The sequence below is a fragment of the Bacillus sp. FSL W8-0770 genome, assembly GCF_038008705.1.
Taxonomy (GTDB): Bacteria; Bacillota; Bacilli; order Bacillales; family Bacillaceae_G; genus Bacillus_A; species Bacillus_A cereus.
Genome location: NZ_JBBOZR010000001.1, coordinates 3,563,545 through 3,587,008, shown reverse-complemented (window position 1 = coordinate 3,587,008; position 23,464 = coordinate 3,563,545). Strand labels below are relative to the sequence as shown.

The following is a 23,464-nucleotide window of genomic DNA, read 5'->3' as shown; positions in this document are numbered from 1 at the left end:
GTAAAAGGGAGCAACTGTAATAAGTTGCTCCTTTTTCATATAGATTATTTTTCTGTTTCTTTAATTTTAGTTTGTACTTCGCCAGTTTTAATTTTATTGCTTTCTGAGAAACGTAATAAATCGCCTTCAATAATTTTGTCAGACATTCGTAATTCATTTTGTGCACGTTTAATGAGGGCTTGAGCTTCTTTTTTTGGTAAATCTACAATTTCACCTGTTATACGGTCGTAGAAAGTGTTGTTTTTGTATGCATACTTATCTGTAACGAAGCTACCATCACGTAAAACAACAAAGCCAGTATATTCATCTGAAAACATATCATGGCCAAAACGGATATCATTCGTAGAATCAACACCTAATAAATTTAGAATCGTAGGTTTCATATCGATTTGTCCCGTAGGCTTTGAAATAGTTTGACCTTCTGTTTGTCCAGGAATATGAATATATAAAGGTGTACGTTGTAAATTTAAAGTATCAAATTCTGTTATTTGATCTTTTTCTAAAAACTGTGCCATTGCACGATTATGTTTTTCGGAAATTCCATAATGATCACCGTATAACACAATAATAGAATTATCGTAAAGCCCCTCGGCCTTTAGACGTTCAATAAATTTTTTAATGGATTCGTCTAAGTAACGTGCTGTTACGATGTAACGATCAAATACGCCATTACCAGAGTTGTATGGTTCAATGAATTTTGTATCTTCATCATACGTAAATGGATAATGGTTTGTTAAAGTAAGGAAACGAGCATAGAATGGTTGATTAACAGTTTTTAATATATCTACTGATTGATCAAAGTATTCGATATCTTTTAATCCCCAATTTAAATTTGTTTCTGGTGTAATTTTGTAATCAAGCTCATTATAGTAACGATCATAACCAAGAGCAGAGTACATGATATTACGATTCCAAAATGTTGCGTTATTCGCATGGAATACAGAAGTGAAATAACCTTGCTGACGTAAAATTTCTGGAGTTGCAGTATAATCATTGTTACCGTGTGTGAAGAATACAGCTCCTCGATTTAATGGATACAATGACGTATCGATTAGAAATTCTGAATCGGATGTTTTCCCTTGACCAGTTTGATGGAAAAAGTTATCAAAGTAATAACTTTCATTTATGAATTCATTTAGGAATGGTGTAACTTCTTGCCCGTTCACTGATGCGCCTATTAAGAAGGTCTGCAAGGATTCAAGAGTGACGACAATTACGTTTTTTCCTTTCGCTGCACCAAACATATTAGGGTTTGGCTCGCTTTGATTTGCTTTTACGTAGTTTTCAGTTTCTTGTAATTTACTACTATCAGCAAGTGCTTTTTGTGACCCAGCTTTTACTTGCAGTGTTAAGTCATATACTTGGTGAGTATATAAGCCTAAATTTTTGACAAGCATGACTCGGTCGAATGATCTTGTTAATAATTCAGGGCGCTCTTTTTCTGCAAGATGTAGATTCGCAAAGAATACACCAATCGCTAAAAGAAAGTATAACAAGCGCGTAGAATGAGTTACACGTTCTGTTTTAAAGACCAATGATTTCTTTTTTAATAAAATAAAGAAGAAAACAATGTCTACGAATGCGAGTATAATTTTGTAGTTTAATATTTCTATAATACTGCCGCCTAATTGGCCAAAGTTTGAGGTTTGTCCAAGTACTGGTAATGTAACGAAATCACTATAAAAATCATAGAACATTACATTTCCAACAAGCACGATTGTTAATAAGAAATTAATACAGAGCGCTATATAATTTCGCTTTTCACCAGTTGCAAATAATGCTAATCCAACAAATGCTAATGATGCGGCTAGAGGGCTAATAAACAAAATGAGCTCTTGCGTTGAAGACTCGATTTTTAAATCAAAACTGAATCGCGTAATAAGATATGTTTTTAACCATACTGCTAAAGCCATTATTATAACAAAACTTATATTTTGCATTTGTAAATTTATTTTGTTCTTCATTTTTACACCTTCTTTATATAATTTATTTAACTAAAGTTATATATTATGTTTTTATAACTATTAGACTGTAATGAACCATTTAGACTTTGTTTTCTAAAGGGAATAATTTGAAGTATTCATATATATACAATGGGGATTTTTAAAGCGTAGTAGCATAAATATAACTCTTTTTTGAGAAACAGGCAGAAAAAGTCATAGTTGTAGTGAAATTGACTTATAGACATCCTACCATATTAAACACTATGATGATGTTACAAAATATCGAACAAATGAAAGTGAAAATGGATAGAGACTTTTAAAACTGTTGACATTCAATTCATTAGAATTGAATGCCAATCATTTTAAATATACAGTTATATTACATATGTATTTTGTAAAATCCTGATTTTTTGTCGGTTAATCATTAGCCGGGAAGGATAGGGGGCTTATTAATATACTTTTAATATATATGAGTAAAGTGTTTTGAAATTAGGAATATTTGACTAGAATCTTAATGATAGAAATTAAATGTCAGATAAGTACTTTCCAACATACAGACCACTTGCAGCTGCTTGAGATAATGAATGCGTAACGCCTGAACAATCTCCAATTAAAAATAGCCCATGCACACTTGTTTCAAAATAGTTATTGAGTTTTATCGTAGGAGCATAGAACTTTCCGTCAATTCCATATAACAAAGTATCTTTATCAATCGGTTCTTGTATAAATTGTTCTAAGCGTAATAAAAACTCTTTGAGCCCTTCAATATATAATTGAGGGATTTCTTGATTCAAATCTCCATAATCCCCCTGTAGTGTAGGGTGTATACGATTATGCTCCATGCTGTTTTCCACCGTAGGTTGTTTCTTTAGTAAGTCCTCTAAGCGCTGTATAACAATCCGATCTCGCCCTTGGTTAATGCCTTCAATAATTGAACTTGCGTATACATTTGCTTCTTTGAGAGTAGGAAAATAGCGAGGAATAAATAAAGTGAAATTTAAGTTAGAAGTGCCAGTTCCTTGTTCTCGAAAATTTTGACCGTCAGGCATAACTAAACCTTCTTCGTACTTTCGAATGATGCGGCCTTGTGGATTCATACAGTAAGTAGTTGCTGTGAAATGCTCACCTTGATAAGAAAGTTTTGTTTCAAAAGTATCTTTTAATATAGAACGTAATTGATGTTCTTTCATTTCTACTCTAATTCCTAAATCTACACGTGTTTGCTCCTGAGAAATATTTAGGGAACTGCATATTTCTTTTAACCAATCGGCCCCAGAGCGCCCAGTTGCAAATACAAGTTGCTTAGTTTGAACTGTTCCTTGATTTGTCTCTATTGTAAAATGATCTTCCTGTTTCAGAATATGTTGTACATCTATATGAAATTGGATCTTTATTTTCGTCAGTAAAAATTCATAGAGCTGCTGAAAAATGTTACTGGAAAGTGTAGTACCAAGATGTCTTACTTCTGTTGTTAGCATTTGTAAACCACACGCTTCAGCTCTCTTAGTGAGACTTGAATTTTCAGTAGAATATTTTGAAACCGAACTTCCACCAAACTGACATAGAATTTCATCTACTTCAGCCATGAGTTGTATAAAACCCTCTTTACCGACTTTTTTCTCAAGTTCTCCGCCAAATCCGTTTGTATAATTAAATTTCCCTTCAGATTTTCCTAAACCACCAAACCCGAAATATTTATCACATGTAGTACAATTACACACTTTTCCTTCGTCTAAAGGACAATGGCGATCTTCTAGCGCTTTACCTTTATCAAGAATTAAAACTTTTTTGTTACTTTTAGCTAGTGAATAAGCCATAAAAATGCTACTTACTCCAGCGCCGATAATCGTAACATCATACATATTCTTCCACCTGCTAACGAATAGTTTGTTTTTTATTTTTCTAGTGTATAACAATTTTATGAAGTTAAGAAATAGCTTTTATTAATAAAGTGGGAGTTTTTGAACTTGATGCTTTATTAATTTCTACGAGTGGTGGAGTAAATACAAAAATTTTTATTTGAAAGAAGAAACAGTTTAAAAAATAACTATGTCATATGATTAATAACATCTTACATAGAAAAAAACAGACCTTTTAAGTGAAGAGGTCTGTTAATGATTTTAAATCTTATTTAGCAAATACATGGTTACCAATTACTGCTACTGTTTGACGTGTCGTAATCCACTTGTCTGTTGATGTTTTTGGATTGTAGAAATAAAGCCAGTCAGAATGTACTCCATTTGTGGAGATAGCCTCTTCTACAGCCATTTTTGCTTCTGCGCTTGCAGGCTGATTAATTCTTCCATCTGTAACAGGAGTAAATGCATATCCGTATTTAATAGGTTCATAAATAACGCCTGTTATTGTATTTGGAAAACCTTTTGCATTTACACGATTTAGTATAACTTTCGCTACTGCTACTTTTCCTTTATAGGATTCGCCACCTGCTTCAGCGGTAACTAAGCGTGCCATTAAGTCTTTTTCTTTTTGTGAAATGCTTGAGTTGATTTTTAAATGTTGTCCTGTATAAAGCTTGTTTCCGACTGTATTGTTCATTTGTTTTATAGATTGGACAGTGACATTGTAACGCCTTGCTATCGTTTCTAATGAATCTCCCGGTTGTACTTGATAAATAATTTGTCCAGAAATGTTGGCTGGCTTGGTGTTTTGAGGAACAGTGATTTCATTTGATTTCACGGACCCTGGAATATGTAACTGTTCGCCAATAAAGGTTTGATCGTTTCCTTTATTATTAGCCTGTTTAATGGATTGTATTGAAACTCCGTATTGTTTACTAATGCCCCAAAGTGTATCGTTCTTTTTTACTGTATGAATGGTAGAAGCTTCAGCTGTGCTTTGACTACATACGAATGTAATTGCAGCTGCAGATAAAGGGATTATATGTTTTAGTTTTAGTAATTTCATTGTAAATCCTCCTAAGAAAAAATTAAGGTTAAACTATTAAGTAATGTAGTTTGAAATGTATATATGCGTAATATATTAATGTAAGTATATTAGCACATATAAAATAAATAATCACTATAAGTTTCATCTTCGTGTAGTGTAGAGTCCGAATATGAAATATTGCATATGAAAATACATTGAAGTTCATATTTCTGATTACTATAATCTATTTAGTAGAAAGGGAATACGTTATAGAAATAAAATCATTATAGATTAATATAATGATTAATTATTAATAGGAGGATTAATGTAATGAAAATATTTCAAAAAATGTGTGCGTCAACTGTAATCATTACAACACTTTTAGGAACAGGAGGTACTATTAATAGTGTACATGCTGATTCTATAGAACAGCAGATTAAATCAGGGATAGAACAAGAAACAGATAAGCAAATCATTGTAAAATTTAAAGCGGATTTGGATTTGCCATATGAAGATGGTATTGAAAAACAAATACAATCTCAAACGAATGATAAAGTAATAAAAGATCTTTTGACAGAATATCCAGATGTAACATTTACTCGTTTATTCACATCTGTAAGCCCGGAACAAATACAAAACCTTGAAGTGAAAGCACCTAATCATGTATCTACAAGTTTATTAAACTACTATATTCTGCAAAATCAAAATAGTGGGTATGAAGAAGAAATAGTAGATAAGTTAAAGGCATCTTCTTTAATAGAAGATGCGTATATGAAGAAACAAGAGAAAATAATGCCACCTGAAGTGCAATCATCAAGTGTAGCTCTTAATCCTAGTAACAATCCTAGATTTAAAAAACAAGGTTATCTTGAAGCGGCCCCATACGGTATTAATGCGCCTTTCGCCTGGGGAATTCAAGGCGGTAATGGAAATGGTATCACTTTTGTTGATATGGAATACGGATGGTTATTAAATCATGAGGATTTATTACATCAAAAAATTGAGTTAATGTCTGGAAGAAATATAGATCAGCATGTCGGTCATGGGACGTCTGTACTAGGAATTGTATCCTCTGAGGACAATGAAGTTGGGAATATTGGGATTGCGCCAAAGGCGAAAGCAAAGGTTATCTCTCAAATAAGAGATAATGGACAGTATAATACGGCTGATGCAATATTAAGCGCTGTAAATCAGTTAGAAGCTGGGGATGTTTTATTGTTAGAGGCGCAAGCATCTTTCGATGGATATGGTGATAAATATTTACCTGTTGAAGTACAACCAGATATCTTTGATGCAATTCGTGCTGGTACAGATAAAGGGATTGTAATTATAGAGGCTGGAGCAAATGGGTGGAATGATTTAGATGAGTTCAAAGATAGAAAGGGTAAGCAAGTCTTAAATCGTAATAGTAAAGATTTTAAAGATTCGGGTGCAATTATGGTAGGAGCTGGCTCTTCATCTTTCCCTCATGAACGTATGTGGTTTTCGAATTATGGAAGCCGTATTGATGTGTACGGATGGGGAGAAAATGTAGATACAACTACAGCTGAGCAAAGTAGAAGTGCTGTAAATCTTTATACTTCAAGCTTTAGCGGAACATCTAGTGCTTCGCCAATTATTGCTGGGGCAGCGACTTTAGTACAAAGCATTGCTAAAGAAAATTTAGGACAACCATATAGACCAAGTGAACTAAGAGCAATATTAAGTAACCAGAGCACAGGAACAAAATCTAAAGATCCATATGCAGATAAAATTGGTGTTTTACCAGATTTGAAGTCTATACTAGTAAACTTAGGCTATGAACAAAGAAAACCAAACGGTGGGAATGAATTACAAGTAACAGAAAATGAACCAAATAATGAGCCTAGACAGGCAAATAAAGTTAACTTTCATACACCGGTGAAAGGAACGCTACATAATAGTGATAGAGTAGATGTATTTACTTTCCAAATTGATTCGCCGGAAAATATTAATATTTCTTTACTAAATGAACAAAATATCGGAATGACATGGGTACTTCATCATGAATTAGATTTAAATAACTATGTAGCATATGGTGAAAATGAAGGCAATGTAGTTAAAGGAACTTATAATGCAAAGCCAGGTAAATATTATTTATACGTCTATAAATATGAGAATAAAGATGGTTCATACGTATTGAACATAAAATAAGTAAAAGGAACTTCAGATGAAGTTCCTTTAAATTTTTCTAATTTAGTATATGTGAATGATTTTTTAACTTTACTTCTATGCAATATTTCATATTGATGAAATGTTATTTATTTTTTCTGAACTAGCTTATATTATATTCAATAAGTTTGATGTAAAAACAGAAAAAGAGAGGGATAATAATGAGCAATAAGAAGTTAATTTTGAAATTATTCATATGTAGTACAATATTTATCACATTTGTATTTGCTTTACATGATAAGAGAGTAGTTGCAGCTAGCTCTGTTAATGAGCTTGAAAATTTATCAAAATGGATGCAACCTATACCTGATAGTATCCCGTTAGCACGAATTTCAATTCCAGGAACACACGATAGTGGGACGTTCAAGTTGCAAAATCCGATTAAGCAAGTATGGGGAATGACGCAAGAATATGATTTTCGCTATCAAATGGACCATGGAGCTCGCATTTTTGATATAAGAGGACGTTTAACAGATGATAATACGATAGTTCTTCATCATGGGCCATTATATCTTTATGTAACACTGCATGAATTCATAAACGAAGCGAAACAATTTTTAAGAGATAACCCGAGTGAAACGATTATTATGTCTTTAAAAAAAGAGTATGAGGATATGAAAGGGGCAGAAGGTCCATTTAGTAGTACGTTTGAAAAAAATTATTTTGTTGATCCTATCTTTTTAAAAACAGAAGGAAATATAAAACTTGGAGATGCTCGTGGGAAAATTGTACTACTAAAAAGATATAGTGGTAGTAATGAATCTGGAGGATATAATAATTTTTATTGGCCAGATAATGAGACGTTTACCACAACTGTAAATCAAAATGTAAATGTAACAGTACAAGATAAATATAAAGTGAGTTATGATGAGAAAGTAAAATCTATTAAAGATACGATGAATGAAACGATGAACAATAGTGAGGATTTAAATCATCTATATATAAATTTTACAAGCTTGTCTTCTGGTGGTACAGCATGGAATAGTCCATATTACTATGCCTCTTATATAAATCCTGAAATTGCAAACCATATAAAACAAAAGAATCCTGCGAGAGTAGGCTGGGTAATTCAAGACTATATAAATGAAAAGTGGTCACCATTATTGTATCAAGAAGTTATAAGAGCGAATAAGTCATTAATAAAAGAATAAAGATGATGAGAGTAAGAAGCGATAAAATATATCGCTTCTTTTTATTTTCCAATAACCAACATTAGAAATTGTACTTTTATAATAGAAAAAAATAAAAACATAAGATATAATCATACATATAAAATTTGTACCAATAAATTATATATGTATCATTGAATTTAATTTGTTGTAATGAAATGGAGGTATATACTATGAGGTTTCCACATGATTTTTTATTCGGAGCTGCTTCAGCTTCTTATCAAGTAGAAGGTGCATGGAATGAAGATGGAAAAGGTGTTACGAATTGGGACGAGTTTTCAAAAATTCCTGGCAAAACATACAATGGAACAAATGGTGATGTAGCGGTTGATCATTATCATCGATATAAGGAAGATGTTCGCTTAATGGCTGAGATGGGATTAGAATCGTATCGTTTTTCTATTTCTTGGGCAAGAATATTGCCGACTGGAGATGGAGAGGTAAATGAAAAAGGGATTGAATTTTATAACAACTTAATTGATGAATGTTTAAAATACGGGATTGTGCCGTTTGTCACTTTATATCATTGGGATTTACCATTACCGTTAGAAAAAGATGGTGGATGGACGAATAAAAGAACAGCAGAGGCTTTCGTAAAATATGCAGAAACTTGTTTTAAGGCATTTGGTGACAGAGTTAAGCATTGGATTACTTTTAATGAGACAGTAATGTTTTGTGGATTAGGTTATTTAAAAGGTGCACATCCACCAGGAATACAAAATGATGTTCCAAAGTATTTTCAAGCGACTCATTATGTATTTTATGCACATGCGAAAACAGTTGCGGTATACAAGCAGTTGAAACAATATGGTGAGATTGGGATTACACATGTTTTCTTACCTGCTTATAGTGTGGATAACCAAAAAGAAAATATACAAGCAGAAAATCATGCGAATGAATATGAAACGTATTGGTATTATGATCCAGTTTTAAAAGGTGAGTATCCGTCTTATGTTGTACAACAATTAAAGGAAAAAGGGTGGACTCCTAATTGGACGGTTGAAGAATTAGAAATTATTAAACAAAATGCAGAAGAAAATGATTTTATTGGTTTGAATTATTATCAACCAATACGAGTAGAAAGATACGATATGGATATAAAGAGTGAGGAACATTCTCGAGAAAACTCAACGCTTGCTCCAGGTAATCCTTCTTTTGATGGTTTTTATCGAACAGTTAAAATGGATGATAAAACATATACAAAATGGGGATGGGAAATATCTCCCGAAGGTTTCTTAGAGGGATTGCATATGTTGAAAGCGCGTTACGGTGACATAAAGATGTATGTAACGGAAAATGGACTTGGTGATGAAGATCTAATCATTGACGGAGAAATTGTAGATGTTCCGAGAATTAAATTTATTGAAGCGCATTTAAAAGTAATGAAGCGTGCAATTGAAGAGGGAATTAACTTAAAAGGTTATTATGCATGGTCAGTGATTGATCTTTTAAGTTGGTTAAATGGATATAAAAAGCAATATGGCTTTATTTTTGTCGATCATAATGATAACTTAAAACGTAAGAAGAAACTTTCGTTTCATTGGTATAAACGTGTGATCGAAACGAGAGGGGAAGAGTTATAACAGATAAAAGAGTATTTTAGGAGAAAGTGTATGAGTGCAAAGTATAAACAAATTGCAGATGTGTTAGAGCAAAACATTCGAGATGGGCTTTTTAATGAAACGAAAAAACTACCTACAGAAGAAGCGTTGATGAATCGATTTGAAGTAAGCCGTAATACGATACGTAAAGTAATTAGTCAGCTTGTGAATAGAGGTTATATTTTTCAAGTACAAGGTAGTGGTATGTTTTTACGCGAAACTTCTGTAACAGATTACATTAATTTAGGAAGTTTACGTGGATTAACGAAAAATCTTGTTTCACAAAATATTGAAACGAAAGTGTTAGAGCTTGAAGTAATAGATGCGGACGAAGAAATAGCAAAGCGAATGCAATGCGAAGTTGGAACTAGGTTGCATTTTTTGAAGCGCTTAAGAATTGTAGATGCTAAACCATTCTCTATTGAAGTAAATTATTTCAAAAAAGATATTATTCCATATTTGAACGAAGAAATAGCATTAAGCTCTGTATACAGTTATTTCATTGAAGATTTACGATTAAATATTGGTTTTGCTGATAAAGTTATTAGTTGTGAAAAAGTAAATAAAGAAAATGCACAGCTTTTAGAATTAAATGAAGGTGATCCGGCGCTTCTTATTGAAAATACAGTATATCTTGTAAATGGAACAATTTTCGAGTTATCTCAGTCGATGTTTCATTATGAAAAGACTAAACTTTTAAATCGAATTAATTTTAAATGAAAAATTATCGTGTAAAAAAAGCAACTGGTCCTAAGTGACCAGTTGCTTTTTATTTTTAAAGTGGATGAGCAAAAAAACACGAAAGTGGTTGGTCCGCTTTTTACAAACATCTATTATGATAAGAGAAGAAAGGTAGTATGTTATCAACGTTTTAAAGAGGAAGGTTTTTATGTAAGTTCTTTAATTAAAATTGATGGGGCTTAGAGAGGTGAAAAGACAATGAGTTTTGCAATTTCACTAGTCGTTATTATTGTAATTGTATCGCTATTTGGGACTGTACTAGTTGCAAGAAACGTGGAGGATAATTATGGTAAGTCTACAAAAAGAAATGTGAAAAACTTATCTGCAATCTATATTCTTCTTCTTTTTGTTCTACTGATTGGGGTAACATGGTATGCGGTAATGATTTGATAGTTTGTAAAAGAACTGAAATGAGAGTATGAAGTTGGAATTTTAGAAGCTATCGAGTAATCAGAAAGAGAGCCATTTTGGATATATCTATTTGCGGATAAGAAGATGTGACTAATTAATACTATTTTTAGAGTGAATACTGTTAGTAATAAATTGAGATTAGTTTGTTTTGAGAGGGGCAACTATATGGAATGGAAACCAAATCGTGCAGATAAGACACCAGTATATAAACAAATTGCTGATTATATTGAAAGAGGCATTTCTTCAGGCGAATTTCCTTCTGATAGTAAGTTACCTTCTGAGCGTATGTTAGCAAAGGAATTACAGGTGAACCGGAGTACAATAGTAGCTGCGTATGAAGAATTAAAATCACTTGGAGTAGTAGAACGACAAAAGGGAAGCGGAACACGGGTCAATACGGACATATGGGGTGTCTCACATAAACGAATACCGAACTGGGGTAGGTACGTGGAGGATGGATCGTTCTTACCTAACGTACCACTCGTTCAACAAATTCGAACGGAAACACAAAAAGATGATTTAATTAATTTAGCAAGCGGTGAACTGTCACCAGAATTAATTCCAAGTGATAGATTTCGAACAATTTTGTCGGAGAAAACATTTATGGAAAACCTCGGTTATGACCATCCACTTGGAAATGAGATGTTGAGAAAAACAATTGCAGCACATGTTCAGCAATATAAACAAATTGAAGCAGATTCAAGCTCTATTCTTATTACGTCAGGAGCACAACAGGCGCTTAATCTTATCGTTCAATGTTTATTAAAACCTGGTGATGCGATTGCGATTGAAGATCCTTCGTATTGTTTTTCGCTCCCAATGTTTAAATCGGCCGGTTTAAACATATTTCATTTACCTGTTGATAAGGATGGAATGAATCCAGATGACTTAATCGATTTGCACAAAAAGCATCGCATTCGTATGGTGTTTTTGAATCCAGATTATCAAAATCCAACGGGTACTGTGCTTTCATTAGCGAGACGTAAAAAAATTTTAGAACTGTCTTCTGAGTTCGGTATACCAATTGTAGAAGATGATCCGTATAGTTTAATTTCTTTTAATGGAGAAGTGAACCCGACATTAAAATCAATGGACCAAAATGGAAATGTTCTTTATATAAGTTCATTATCAAAAATTGTTGCATCAGGATTACGTATTGGATGGATAATTGGTCCTACACGCGTAATTGAGCGTTTAGCAGATGCAAAGCAACAAGTTGATTTTGGCCATAGTGTATTTACGCAGTGGGTAGCAAATCAATTTTTAGAATCAAAGGATTTCCATACACATATTACGATACTTCGTGGACAATTGAAGCAAAGAAGAGATGAATTAATTGCAGAGCTTGAAGGAACATTGGGAGAACGAGTTGAATGTTTCGTGCCAGAGGGTGGAATACATGTATGGTGTAAAGTAACAGGAAAGTTTGATGAATATCACTTATTAGGTGAATCTATACGGAATGGTGTCGCATTTGTTCCGGGCAGTGTTTTAGGTTCGAAAAATGAATATATACGATTTACGTTTGGTAGAGCGAATATAGAACAAATTCAACTTGGAATTAAACGGTTTGCCGACACGCTAAATGAGATTTCATAATATGGATGTGTGATAGTGAAATGAGGGAAAGAAATGAAGTACGTGACGCTTTTACTTCAAGTAGGCGTGCTATATGTATTTAGCCTAGTGGGTACGTGGATTCAGGAAATATTCCATCTATCAATACCGGGGAATTTAATAGGGATGTTAATACTGTTCCTGCTCCTTTCCACTCGCGTTTTACCGTTAAAATGGTTTGAATTAGGTTCGGAAAAGTTAATCGTATTTTTACCGTTATTTTTAATCCCTTCGACAACAGGGCTCATGGAATACGGGTCTTTTCTTTTCAGTAAGGGAAGTATTATATTCCTTTTAGTAGTTGCAAGTACTGTAGTAACTTTGATTGTTTCAGGGTATATAAGTCAATTATTAGTCACATCAAAAAAATAAAATCGACAAGGTGCACGATTCAAATGGTCTTAATTATTATTACTGTAGCAATTTATTTCTTGGCGACAAAGCTATATAAAAAATTTACGTTTGCATTTACGTTACCAGTGTTAACAGTTACGGCAATTATGATTTGTTTATTTTTGATTTTTGGTATTTCTCATCATGAGTATAGGGAAAATGGGGGAAACATTCTTTCAAGCTTATTGAGCCCTGCAATTGTAGCATTGGCCATACCTCTATTTAAAGAGCGAAAGATACTGATGAAAAATTTTTCATCGATACTAATCGGAGTAGTGATAGGTATAGTGGCTGTAACGAGCATGAATGTAGTGATTGGCGGAATTTTAAATATAGATAAGGAACTTATATTAACTACTTTACCACAGGTAGCGACAATGCCAATTGCCCTTTCAATAGCGGATCAAATTGGTGGTATTCCATCTATGACTTCTAGTTTTGTAGTTGTTGCAGGAATAACAGGCGCTATTATGGGACCAACAGTACTTAAGTTTTTCCGTATAACAAGTACGATTGGAAAAGGAGTTGGAATGGGCTGTGCATCACATATTATCGGTGTGAGTCGTTTAGTGAAAGAAGGCGAGAAAGAAGCGACTATCGGTTCGGTAACGATGATTGTAACTGGAATACTTATTAGTATACTAATACCGTATGGAACGAAATTTATTTTTTAAATGTAATGGAGATGATAACAATGACAACATGGTTTATAGTTACATTATTTGTTTTTGGAGCTATTAAAGTATTAGTTTCTAGCATGCCCACTTCTGTTGTAGAATCAATTATTAGTAAATTTGAATTGCATCAAAAGCTTGAGGTGGAAAATACTTCTATATCGATAGATGGAAAAAATATAGAGGGAGAAATGAAACTACAAGTTATTCATGAATTTAATGAGGCGTTGTTTTTAGATAAACATTATTTCCCGCCGCACGGAGAAGGAACACCAATAGTCATTGATACGAAGAAAGGGAGTAAAGAGATTAGATTTTCGCTATATAGCTATGAGGAACATGTTGATGTCATTAAGCAATATAAGAAGAAAGTCGTTGCCTATCGTTTACGCTCTAAAAGCCTTCAAACATTGGCACCATTAGTAATAACGGAAGAGTATGCTTAAGAAGAGACCTATAATGGTCTCTTTATTTTTTTATCCAATTATATACGTTCCAAATAAAAGAATGAAAAATCATATAACCAAATAAAGAATATGTATGGTTCCAATTCGCACTATGTACAAATAAACCTAAACTTTCAGCAATCTGTTCAAAAAGGCTAGCACAAATACCGATTGAAATAATAAATAAAATTATAGAAACTTTAGATAATTTTTTTGAAATGTGTATAAAGATAACTGTTAAAATCGGCAGTACGAACAATGTAAAAGCTATATTAACCGAAAATGTGGATGAGAAGGGCCTAGCCGGAAAGGAATATATTTGTTTATGAACAAAAAAGGCATCTAAGCAAGTTGCAATAATAGAAGAGAGAAAGATTGTAACTACTAATGCTAGAAACTCATTCTTCTTCTCGGAGGAGGACATTTTTCTTTGCGAGAATGGCGAGTTCAATTTTTTCGAGTGTTTTGCAGTAGTCTTCTGTAATTTGTCCATTTATATTTTCCTCCTTATCAACTAAGTAATTTACAACTTGCCAATCAGTAAACCAATCTGCACTGTCAACTTCTTCATGCTTCATATCTCGCCATGCATAGATGAGTGCAGGGCTGTATATGCGATAAGCATCATTTCGTAACTGGCATTTCTTTATTCGGCGCTTATAAAACTCACGGGAAAAAGATTCATTTACACTTGAAAATAAATGGGGCCAGTAATCTTTCCTAGATCCTGTATGCGGATGGTGTTGAGCCCAACTTATTATTTGAGATAAAACATGTGTATCTCGAAATAATAATGAGTACAATCTTTTTCCAATTAATATCCGTTCATGTAAGGAAGTGAAATGTTTCATTGTATCACCAAATAGTAATACTTTTTGTTTCTTATCATTTTCGTAGAATGGGAAAAGGATATGATTAAACTGAAAGAAATCAAAGAGTTTAAATCCAATACTATTTAGTACAGTCTTTTTAAATTGTACATTTTGAATCACTCTTTTTTCTAAGTAGTTTTGTTCATTAATAATAGTTGCAATTGCTAAAGTTTTTTTGTTACCTGTTTTCCAAAAATGGTTCCACATCGTTTCCATAAATGTAGAAACATTTAGGTGAGGGAGAAGGTGAAATAACTTTTGTGATCTCTTTACACTTTGTTCGTAAAGTAAAAATTGAGGGTATACATCTTGGAAAATAAGCCAATTCCCTCTTTCTAAAAAAGAAAAAAATATGAATTGATCTTTCTCTGATAAAATTCTCGTATATAAATCGCCCTTTAAATCAGTCATATTCCAACCGCCGTTACGTGATACCATATGCCCAAGCAGTGCCCAATGTATTTCTGGATATTGAATGTAAAATTGGTAGTATGCGCGTGTTCTTGTAACATTATTTTTATTTAGCTGTTCTGTTTGTATTTTTATTTTGTTGATGATGAGTTGTTCTTCTTTCGTTAATTTATACATGGTGCCAGAAGGAATAAGTTTGCTTTTTTGTTTCAATTCATTTTTTACGTCGAATAGGGAGAGAGGCAGTGCTTTGGAAGGTCCGTTATATGTATGATTTGAATTGCTTCGGTCCATTCCGTTACCTCCCTTTTTCATAAATTTAAACATGATTATTGGCTATGAATCATTCTATTTATTTTATTACGAGTATAAGAAATAAATGAGCGGTGTTTTTTACAAGGAATTTATTTATCATGAAAACCGTATAGAAAATCTTACTGTTGTGAGATGAAATGAAAAACAGAAACTACGTTTAATAGTTTCTGTTTTTTTATTTTGTCAATTAAATGTAACAAACGACGATTATGATTTGAATCAATTGAAAATAATTCAATAAATATTATTTAAATTGAGATGTTTCGTAGGAGGAAAAAGAATGTTAAATAAAATAATTTTAATTACTGGTGGGACAGGTTCGTGGGGGCATGAACTTATAAAACAACTATTAGAAAAATCACCGAAAGAAATTAGAATTTTTTCAAGAAATGAAACGGTTCAGTTTGAAATGCAGCAACAGTTTATAAATGATGATAGGTTAAAATTTATTATTGGAGATATTCGTGATAAAGATCAACTAGTCTATGCTTGCCAAGGTGTACATTATGTGTTCCATCTGGCAGCTTTAAAACATGTTCCAGTATGTGAGTATTATCCTTATGAAGCTATAAAAACAAATATACATGGTACGCAAAATGTAATTGAAGCCTCTATACAGATGCAAGTTGAAAAAGTTATATATGTTTCAACGGATAAAGCAGCTGATCCATCAAATACGTATGGGATGACAAAAGCAATTGGTGAAAAATTAATGGTTCATGCGAATATACAAACGAAGAAAACAAAATTCATTTGTGTTCGTGGTGGAAATGTTTTAGGAACGAGTGGAAGTGTAGTACCACTTTTTAAACAACAAATTAAAAAATCTTCAGAAGTAGGGATTACCGATGCGAATATGACTAGATTTTTCTTAACAGTTGAGGATGCTGTTGGATTGTTATTTAAAGCCGTATCTCAAGGTAGAGGCGGGGAAATCTTTGTTATGAAAATGCCGGCATGTAAAATAACAGATTTAGCAGAAGTATTAATTGAATATTCTGGAAAAGAAAAAGTTAAGGTAAAAGAGGTAGGGATAAGACCGGGTGAAAAATTAAGTGAAATGCTTCTATCTGAGGTAGAGAGTAAAACAAGTATAAGTTTTGATCAAAATTATTTTGTGGTACTACCGACTATTCCTATAGAAGGACTTCAAGAATATTATTCTAGCTATCCTCTAGTGGATGTGAAGAGTTTTAGTTCTCAACAAGACTTACTTGAAAAACATGAGGTGAAACAAATGCTATTAAAAGGAGGATTTTTGCGATGAAAAAAAATGCGATCCTTTTAATAACTGGTGCAAATGGTTTCACAGGACGCCATGCTTGCCACTATTTTTTAGAGCAGGGCTTTCATGTAATTCCTATGTTTCAAAATCGTGCACATAGAGAAAAAATTAAAAATGGTATTACTTGTAATTTAACTAATAAGAGCGAAGTAATGAAGGTAATGAAACAAATAAAGCCAGACTACGTATTGCATTTAGCAGGAAGGAATTCGGTCATAGAATCTTGGACAGCTGCCCTTGAATATATAGAGATTAATGTAATAGGAACGTTATATTTATTAGAAGCAATTAAGCAAGAAGCCTCGCATTGTAGAACATTAGTTATAGGATCTGCTTTGCAAGCAAATAGTATGAACGAAATAAAAATTTCGAATCCATATAGTTTAAGTAAAACGATGCAAGTCATTATTGCAGAGGCTTGGGGAGGATTAATGGATTCAAATATTATCATTGCAAAGCCCTCAAATTTAATTGGTCCAGGGGTATCGAATGGTATTTGTTCGATTCTCGCAAAGAAAATGATAGATATAGAATCAGGTAGAAGTAAGGCTATTATCGAAGTAAACAGTTTGAAAGATAGTAGAGATTTTCTAGATGTACGTGATGCGGTCAAAGCGTATCATGTGTTATTACGAGATGGAATAAATGGAAAACAATATAATATCGGATCAGGAGTAAAACGATCTTTATTAGATGTACTAGAACAATATAAAGAATTAACACAGCTAAATTTTTTTATAGAGGAAACAGAGAAAAGTGGGAGCGACTCAAATGAGAGTTTAGCAACAGAGGAAATAAAAAAGTTAGGTTGGATCCCAGAAATTGAATTTCATCAATCATTAAAAGATGTACTTGAGTATGCGAAGTGTAGTGACATCTGCATGCAATGAAAAACAAAAAAGGGTGTAAGAAATATATGAATGGTTATGAAGTAATAGATAATCAAAATACGTTATTTCTTTCAATTGTTGATACGCTGGACTGGAGAGATGAAGAAGCGCATGTATTGCTTATTTATGAGGCAATACATAAATATCAAGCGTATGTAGAAGAAAAAAGGGTCAATCGAATAAAGTCAGCATTAGAGACGGAAACTAGGTATGTGATTCAAATCTTTGCTCAATATGAGTGTAGTGAGTATGGAAATGATTTTTATGAACTCATTAACGATCTTTTAAAAGATATAGAGGTGGAGCTAAAGATTTATATAAAAAATAATAAGTTCATTTACATTTAAAAGGTAAATATAAAGCTAGATTTTTAATAATAAAGGTGGGTATAAGTTATGAGCAAAACGATTCTTTTTACTGGGGGCGGTACAGCCGGACACGTTATGATTAATATTGTATTAATTCCTAAATTTATAGAGAAAGGATGGAGAGTCGAGTATATTGGATCTAAAAATGGAATTGAAAAATCATTAGTGCAAAATGTTAAATACAATAGTGTTTCAACGGGAAAGCTTAGGAGATATTGGGATTGGGAGAATTTTAAAGATCCTTTTAAAATTATACGCGGTTGTTTACAAAGTTATAATTTAATTAAGAAAACAAAGCCTGACGTTATTTTTTCAGCAGGAGGATTTGTTTCAGTTCCTGTAGCTATAGGAGCATGGTTAAATCGTGTGCCTATAATTATACGTGAACCAGATAGCACATTAGGGCTTGCCAATAAAATAGCATTACCTTTTGCTACAAAGCTATGCACAACATTTCCTCAGACAGGAGAAAATGTAAATAATGAGAAGAAGGTTTATGTAGGACCAATTGTAAGGGAAGAAATTGAGAAGGGTAACGTATTACGAGGAAGAAGATATTGTGAATTTCAGCAAGATAAACCAGTATTATTAATTATGGGTGGGAGTCAAGGTGCTAAGTGGATAAATGATATGGTAAGGGAATGTTTAGATACAATACTATTAAACTTTAATATTATTCATATATGTGGTAAAGGGAAGGTAGACCCATCTATTGGCAAGGAGGGGTATATGCAATTTGAATATATAGGCGATGAGTTGCCGCATATACTAAATATGGCAAGTGTTGTAGTTTCAAGAGCGGGTTCTACTGCTATTTCTGAATTGTTATTTTTGAAGAAACCGATGTTGCTTATCCCGTTAACTAACAGTTCCAGTAGAGGAGATCAAGTTTTAAATGCTGAATATTTTTCACAGCAAGGATATGCGGAAGTTATACTCCAAGACAGAGTAAGTACGAATACATTTATACATGCAGTAAATAAGTTGTATACAAATAAGGATAAATATATTCAAAACATGAATGGATATAAGAAAACAAATGATGAGGGGATTCATCAATTAATAGATATAATAAATGAAGTGGTGAAGTAATAGAAATGTAAATAGTAAAAAGGAAAGAAGGTATCTTCTTTCCTTTTTACTATATTTGTTCCAATTCATTATTATTTATTTCAATTAGCTATGTACTATCGGTGAATGCCATTTTCTAATAGCTCAGTAAATGCATGAATATGAATAGGTTTACTGTAATAATAACCTTGAATAAACTGACATTTATTTTTTTGAAGGAAATTTACGTGCTCTTTCGTTTCTACACCTTCAGCAATGACAGACATTCCTAATGTATTTGCTAATGTGATGATCGTTTTAATAATTTCCATTCCATCATCACATGTTTCAGACATTGTAATAAATTCTCTCGGGATTTTTAACGTATCAATTGGATACAAAGGTAAGTAGGCTAGCGAAGAATAACCTGTACCAAAATCGTCGATAGAAATGTGAATCCCTAAACTTTTTAGTGTACGCAGTTTTATCAATGTTTCTCGCTCATCCATCATTGCAATTCGCTCTGTTAATTCAAGATCAAGAGAGCTTGCTGGTAAACCTGTATTTGTTAAAGTAGAAGAAATAGATTTTACAAAATCCTCTTGTTCAAATTCCTTAGCAGATAAATTCACACCTATTTTTAAATGTGAATATCCGAGTGCGTGCCAACGTTTCATTTGCTTGCAAGCCTGCTCTAATGTCCATTTACCTATTGAAATAATTTGTAGTGTTTCTTCTGCAATCGGAATAAACTCGTATGGAGAAATAATACCTAATTCAGGATGATTCCACCTAATTAAAGCTTCTGCACCGATAATTTTATTAGATTCACTATCAACTTGAGGTTGATACAAAAGGAACAATTCTTCATTTTGTAGTGCGTTTGGTAAATCTTTTTCTAATCGCAATCGTCTTTCAATTTTTTTAGCGATTACATCGTCATAAATAGATACAGAGTTAAGTTTTTTTGCTTTTGCATCATACATTGCAACATTAGCGTTTTTTAGAAGTGTAGCGGTATCGATTCCGGAATGTGGATAAATAGCGATGCCGATACTCAGTGATAAAGTTAATTTATGCTCATGTATGATAAATGACTTTTTCATGCATTTAAATAATTGGTTACATAATTGGAATAAGTAATCTTCGTCAGTATAGTTTTCAATTATGATTGTAAATTCATCGCCACCGATTCTTGAAAGATGAGTATGTGATGGAAGACATGATTGGAATCGCTTTGCTACTTCTTCTAATATGTAATCTCCTGATGAATGTCCAAGTGTATCGTTAATTGCTTTAAAGCGATCTAAATCTAAATATAATAATGCAAACTCGCTTTCTGTTATTTTAGCATTTTTTATAACTCTCTTTAATTTCTTATGGAAAAAGGCACGGTTCCCAATTTTCGTTACAGTGTCATGGAATGCTAAATATTTTATTTCTTCTTGCTGTTTTTTTAGTGCAGTAATATCTTTCACCATAATATAGCTTCCTGAAATTTGTCCGTCTATTATAATAGGAATGATTGTAACGTATAAAAAATAAGTAAAGCCATCTTTATATTGAGAACTAAGTTGTAAGAATGCCGATTCTTGTTGTTTCACTTTTTCTAATGCCATTGCTAGCTTATGCTTATCTTCATCTAAAATGATCGAAAAACAAGTTTCACCTAGTAACTCATCTGTTGGTGCCCCAAGTAGTACACTCCCAGCCTTATTTACATTTAAGAATATTCCATTTAAATCAATGGTGAAGATAGGGTCAGGATGATATTCATATAATGATTTAAACTTTTGCTGTTTTTGAGAAAGAGCCTCTGATTTATGAACTAAATCAGACGTCCGTAAAGTAACTTTTTCTTCTAGTTGGGCATTAAATGCCTGCAAACGTTTTGTTAAGGAATTGTTTTGCATACGTACGATAGAATGACGAATGAGTACGAAAATAAAAGTAATACAATTTCCTGTAATGAGAGTTGAAGATGATGTTTGTTCTTTTAATGTAAACCCGATTAGTATTGCAACAGCAAGATAGGGAAATACAACTAAAGCTTTTTTTCCTATTATAGGGTTTACAAGGAAATAATTTTTATGGCTATTATGATCTTCTGAAATAGAGCCAGCTATTGCAATAAGTAATATAGGTATTCTATATAAAAGACGTAATAATATTATCGTTTCAGTTGATAAGTGGTTATTTAAGTAAAAATAAATATAGTTAAAAGTTGCAGAACTTATTAATACAAAAATAAAGATATAAATTTTCCGTTTGGAATTAAAAATTGTTGGACGGAAAAAGAGACTAACACCTAGTAGTAGAAATAATAAATCTGCAATTGGGTATAAAAATGAAAGGAAAACATCTCCTAGTGAAAGAGCGAATATATTTAAATTTGGTTGATTAAATAAATACCATTCTAATGTAAATATGGAAGTAAGCACTATGCATATATCACAAATAAAGAACGCTTTTTCCCATTTATTGCATTCCTTTAAGATTTTATAGCAGAAAGCGATAAGACAGAAAAATAGAAAAAACATATAAAATACATCAGAAACCGTAAAACGATGTATTGGAATTTCGAAGAAGCTATCTTGATATGTATATACTATTTTCCCTAATAAAAAACTACCAATTGCTATTGTAATACATATCCAAAACGGATTTGAACTGACTTTTTTAGAATATATAGAGTAAATCAGTGATACAAATGTAATGGCTTCAACGACAAGTGAAGCGAAGCGTACATCTGAATTTGAAAAATGAGTAGGGAACAGATAGAAAAATATAAAATAGATTGAATAGCATATTAATGTTCCGATTAATATACATAATTGTAAATTTTTATTTAATTTCAATGAAATCACCTTCTTTAATTATGCACTATGTTCGTTATATCTATACATAATAATATTATTTAAGAATTGTATCAGATTTCCTTATAAAAATCATGTTTATAAGGAAAGTGTTAAAGAGTGTAAGTATTCTTAAGGTTTAAAAAATATTGCGGTTGATAGTATAGACTGCATCAAGACTTTAAATAGAAATTGTATATTTAGTCATCCTTTGAATTGTAAAGTTTTTTTAGTGATTTGTAAGTGGAGATGCAAAATTGCATATAAAATGATGAGTATCCTTTTTTGGGGAGCTTTTTATTTTTTAATCTGAAAATTAACATTTGTGAAAATGTTGAGAAAGGATATAAAATAAGAACGTGTATTCTTACAGAGTGGAATAGTATTGCCACTAAATAGGGAGGCTTTTTTATGATATATCGAATTAAAGATGCAGAAATATACTATGAAATTGTGGGAGAGGGTAAACCGGTCATTATCATACATGGCTGCGCCCCTGACCATAGGTTAATGATGAAATGTATGGAATCAGTATTTCAGAAATATGAAGGTTATAAGCGAATATATATTGATTTACCTGGAATGGGAAAATCGAATGCTCCAAATTGGATAAATAGTTCAGATCGTATAGTAGAAGTGCTTATCACATTTATTGAGGAAATCATTTCTACTGAAAAATTTTTATTGGTAGGAGAATCATATGGAGGCTATTTAGCTAAAGGTATACTTGCAAAGATGTTTGAGAGAGTTAGCGGATTACTATTAGTATGTCCTGTTGTTGTAGCGGAGCCAGAAAAAAGGATTCTTCCAGATAAACAGGTAATTGTACAAGATGAGGAATTTTTAAATACGCTCACTTCCACAGAAAGAGAGGAATTTTGTGAGTTAGCTGTAATAGCAAATGAATATACATATAAGCGATTTAAAGAAGAAATTAAGCCTGGGTTAGATGTTGCTAATGATGAATTTATTGAAAGGTTGCAAAAGAATTACTCTCTTACTATGGATTTTCAGCGTGAAAAATATGAAAATCCCGTTCTTTTACTGACTGGAAGACAAGATATATCAGTAGGTTATCAAAATATTATAGAAATTATTGAAGAATATCCAAGGGCAACATTAGCAGTGTTAGATATGGCAGGGCATAATTTGCAAATTGAGCAGCCTGAATTATTTGAGAGTTTAGTAGGAGAATGGATTAGACGAACAAATCAGCACAGTTTATAAAGTATTTTAGTATTACGCCTAAGTGTTGAAATGGGATAAATGAACGTGATTTATTAACTTATCTCGCTATTTTCCTGTAAAAGCCCGATTAGTAAGGGCTAATTAAAGTTTCACTTTATA

Annotated in this window: 20 protein-coding genes; 14 read left to right on the top strand and 6 right to left on the bottom strand. The window is 32.4% G+C overall.

Going from position 1 to position 23,464, the window contains the following annotated elements; genetic code table 11:
- Positions 1-44: 44 nt before the first annotated feature.
- From NST27_RS18370 to NST27_RS18360, 3 genes are all read right to left on the bottom strand, one after another.
- On the bottom strand, positions 45-1,964 hold the full coding sequence (locus NST27_RS18370) for an LTA synthase family protein (protein ID WP_000791024.1): 1,920 nt from the start codon (positions 1,962-1,964) through the stop codon (positions 45-47).
- Positions 1,965-2,467: 503 nt separating this feature from the next.
- Positions 2,468-3,805 (bottom strand): NAD(P)/FAD-dependent oxidoreductase, encoded by a 1,338-nt coding sequence (locus tag NST27_RS18365; RefSeq protein WP_000272402.1) that lies wholly within the window; start codon positions 3,803-3,805, stop codon positions 2,468-2,470.
- A gap of 265 nt (positions 3,806-4,070) precedes the next feature.
- Complete coding sequence (locus tag NST27_RS18360) at positions 4,071-4,868, bottom strand: cell wall hydrolase (RefSeq protein WP_000771177.1); 798 nt, start codon at positions 4,866-4,868, stop codon at positions 4,071-4,073.
- A 291-nt stretch (positions 4,869-5,159) separates the two neighbouring features.
- Between NST27_RS18360 and NST27_RS18355 the strand changes: the two genes are divergently transcribed.
- The 9 genes from NST27_RS18355 (at position 5,160) to NST27_RS18315 (ending at position 14,071) form a co-directional block, all read left to right on the top strand.
- On the top strand, positions 5,160-7,001 hold the full coding sequence (locus tag NST27_RS18355; protein WP_000689190.1) for a S8 family peptidase: 1,842 nt from the start codon (positions 5,160-5,162) through the stop codon (positions 6,999-7,001).
- Positions 7,002-7,180: 179 nt separating this feature from the next.
- Positions 7,181-8,170, top strand: a complete 990-nt coding sequence (plcA, locus tag NST27_RS18350; RefSeq protein WP_000066293.1) for a phosphatidylinositol diacylglycerol-lyase — start codon at positions 7,181-7,183, stop codon at positions 8,168-8,170.
- Positions 8,171-8,361: 191 nt separating this feature from the next.
- Positions 8,362-9,771: a glycoside hydrolase family 1 protein gene (locus tag NST27_RS18345; protein ID WP_001212117.1), complete on the top strand. Its 1,410-nt coding sequence runs from the start codon at positions 8,362-8,364 to the stop codon at positions 9,769-9,771.
- A gap of 30 nt (positions 9,772-9,801) precedes the next feature.
- On the top strand, positions 9,802-10,509 hold the full coding sequence (locus NST27_RS18340) for a GntR family transcriptional regulator (protein WP_001274917.1): 708 nt from the start codon (positions 9,802-9,804) through the stop codon (positions 10,507-10,509).
- 219 nt (positions 10,510-10,728) lie between these two features.
- The gene (locus NST27_RS18335; protein ID WP_000006451.1) at positions 10,729-10,920 is read left to right on the top strand and encodes a hypothetical protein; all 192 of its coding nucleotides are present in this window, start codon (positions 10,729-10,731) and stop codon (positions 10,918-10,920) included.
- 186 nt (positions 10,921-11,106) lie between these two features.
- Positions 11,107-12,540, top strand: a complete 1,434-nt coding sequence (gene pdxR / locus NST27_RS18330; protein ID WP_000454968.1) for a MocR-like pyridoxine biosynthesis transcription factor PdxR — start codon at positions 11,107-11,109, stop codon at positions 12,538-12,540.
- Positions 12,541-12,573: 33 nt separating this feature from the next.
- Positions 12,574-12,930 carry a CidA/LrgA family holin-like protein gene (locus NST27_RS18325; RefSeq protein ID WP_000878485.1) on the top strand — a complete coding sequence of 119 codons (357 nt, stop codon included), beginning with the start codon at positions 12,574-12,576 and terminating at the stop codon, positions 12,928-12,930.
- Positions 12,931-12,953: 23 nt separating this feature from the next.
- Positions 12,954-13,625: an LrgB family protein gene (locus NST27_RS18320; RefSeq protein ID WP_000242945.1), complete on the top strand. Its 672-nt coding sequence runs from the start codon at positions 12,954-12,956 to the stop codon at positions 13,623-13,625.
- A gap of 20 nt (positions 13,626-13,645) precedes the next feature.
- Complete coding sequence (locus NST27_RS18315; RefSeq protein ID WP_000214643.1) at positions 13,646-14,071, top strand: YfmQ family protein; 426 nt, start codon at positions 13,646-13,648, stop codon at positions 14,069-14,071.
- A gap of 22 nt (positions 14,072-14,093) precedes the next feature.
- Here the strand turns inward: NST27_RS18315 and NST27_RS18310 are convergent, their stop codons facing one another.
- Entirely contained in the window at positions 14,094-14,495 is a 402-nt protein-coding gene (locus NST27_RS18310) for a CBO0543 family protein (protein WP_033685728.1), read from the bottom strand.
- On the bottom strand, positions 14,470-15,648 hold the full coding sequence (locus NST27_RS18305; protein ID WP_000376168.1) for a DUF2515 domain-containing protein: 1,179 nt from the start codon (positions 15,646-15,648) through the stop codon (positions 14,470-14,472). Before NST27_RS18305 ends, NST27_RS18310 begins: the two co-directional genes overlap by 26 nt.
- A 301-nt stretch (positions 15,649-15,949) precedes the next feature.
- Between NST27_RS18305 and NST27_RS18300 the strand changes: the two genes are divergently transcribed.
- The 4 genes from NST27_RS18300 to NST27_RS18285 are packed head-to-tail and all read left to right on the top strand — an operon-like array spanning position 15,950 to position 19,304.
- The gene (locus NST27_RS18300) at positions 15,950-16,936 is read left to right on the top strand and encodes a UDP-N-acetylglucosamine 4,6-dehydratase family protein (protein ID WP_000932588.1); all 987 of its coding nucleotides are present in this window, start codon (positions 15,950-15,952) and stop codon (positions 16,934-16,936) included.
- Complete coding sequence (locus NST27_RS18295; RefSeq protein WP_000739017.1) at positions 16,933-17,844, top strand: NAD-dependent epimerase/dehydratase family protein; 912 nt, start codon at positions 16,933-16,935, stop codon at positions 17,842-17,844. The genes NST27_RS18300 and NST27_RS18295 overlap by 4 nt, the downstream gene beginning before the upstream one ends.
- Positions 17,841-18,191, top strand: a complete 351-nt coding sequence (locus tag NST27_RS18290) for a DUF6572 domain-containing protein (protein WP_002098140.1) — start codon at positions 17,841-17,843, stop codon at positions 18,189-18,191. Before NST27_RS18295 ends, NST27_RS18290 begins: the two co-directional genes overlap by 4 nt.
- A gap of 48 nt (positions 18,192-18,239) precedes the next feature.
- Positions 18,240-19,304 carry an undecaprenyldiphospho-muramoylpentapeptide beta-N-acetylglucosaminyltransferase gene (locus tag NST27_RS18285; protein WP_000047558.1) on the top strand — a complete coding sequence of 355 codons (1,065 nt, stop codon included), beginning with the start codon at positions 18,240-18,242 and terminating at the stop codon, positions 19,302-19,304.
- A 95-nt stretch (positions 19,305-19,399) separates the two neighbouring features.
- On the opposite strand, the gene NST27_RS18280 is transcribed toward NST27_RS18285, so the two are convergent.
- Positions 19,400-22,120: a bifunctional diguanylate cyclase/phosphodiesterase gene (locus tag NST27_RS18280; RefSeq protein ID WP_000773537.1), complete on the bottom strand. Its 2,721-nt coding sequence runs from the start codon at positions 22,118-22,120 to the stop codon at positions 19,400-19,402.
- A gap of 408 nt (positions 22,121-22,528) precedes the next feature.
- On the opposite strand from NST27_RS18280, the gene NST27_RS18275 reads away from it, so the two are divergent.
- Entirely contained in the window at positions 22,529-23,344 is an 816-nt protein-coding gene (locus NST27_RS18275) for an alpha/beta fold hydrolase (RefSeq protein WP_000640332.1), read from the top strand.
- Positions 23,345-23,464 lie beyond the last annotated feature (120 nt).

Coding starts and splice junctions, on each gene's coding strand:
- NST27_RS18355 (WP_000689190.1), top strand. CDS start 5,160: ATGAAAATATTTCAAAAAATGTGTGCGTCAACTGTAATCATTACAACA.
- pdxR (WP_000454968.1), top strand. CDS start 11,107: ATGGAATGGAAACCAAATCGTGCAGATAAGACACCAGTATATAAACAA.
- NST27_RS18320 (WP_000242945.1), top strand. CDS start 12,954: ATGGTCTTAATTATTATTACTGTAGCAATTTATTTCTTGGCGACAAAG.
- NST27_RS18315 (WP_000214643.1), top strand. CDS start 13,646: ATGACAACATGGTTTATAGTTACATTATTTGTTTTTGGAGCTATTAAA.
- NST27_RS18275 (WP_000640332.1), top strand. CDS start 22,529: ATGATATATCGAATTAAAGATGCAGAAATATACTATGAAATTGTGGGA.
- NST27_RS18295 (WP_000739017.1), top strand. CDS start 16,933: ATGAAAAAAAATGCGATCCTTTTAATAACTGGTGCAAATGGTTTCACA.
- NST27_RS18305 (WP_000376168.1), bottom strand. CDS start 15,648: ATGGACCGAAGCAATTCAAATCATACATATAACGGACCTTCCAAAGCA.
- NST27_RS18370 (WP_000791024.1), bottom strand. CDS start 1,964: ATGAAGAACAAAATAAATTTACAAATGCAAAATATAAGTTTTGTTATA.
- NST27_RS18310 (WP_033685728.1), bottom strand. CDS start 14,495: ATGTCCTCCTCCGAGAAGAAGAATGAGTTTCTAGCATTAGTAGTTACA.
- NST27_RS18335 (WP_000006451.1), top strand. CDS start 10,729: ATGAGTTTTGCAATTTCACTAGTCGTTATTATTGTAATTGTATCGCTA.
- NST27_RS18360 (WP_000771177.1), bottom strand. CDS start 4,868: ATGAAATTACTAAAACTAAAACATATAATCCCTTTATCTGCAGCTGCA.
- NST27_RS18340 (WP_001274917.1), top strand. CDS start 9,802: ATGAGTGCAAAGTATAAACAAATTGCAGATGTGTTAGAGCAAAACATT.
- NST27_RS18290 (WP_002098140.1), top strand. CDS start 17,841: ATGAAAAACAAAAAAGGGTGTAAGAAATATATGAATGGTTATGAAGTA.
- NST27_RS18285 (WP_000047558.1), top strand. CDS start 18,240: ATGAGCAAAACGATTCTTTTTACTGGGGGCGGTACAGCCGGACACGTT.
- NST27_RS18300 (WP_000932588.1), top strand. CDS start 15,950: ATGTTAAATAAAATAATTTTAATTACTGGTGGGACAGGTTCGTGGGGG.
- plcA (WP_000066293.1), top strand. CDS start 7,181: ATGAGCAATAAGAAGTTAATTTTGAAATTATTCATATGTAGTACAATA.
- NST27_RS18365 (WP_000272402.1), bottom strand. CDS start 3,805: ATGTATGATGTTACGATTATCGGCGCTGGAGTAAGTAGCATTTTTATG.
- NST27_RS18345 (WP_001212117.1), top strand. CDS start 8,362: ATGAGGTTTCCACATGATTTTTTATTCGGAGCTGCTTCAGCTTCTTAT.
- NST27_RS18325 (WP_000878485.1), top strand. CDS start 12,574: ATGAAGTACGTGACGCTTTTACTTCAAGTAGGCGTGCTATATGTATTT.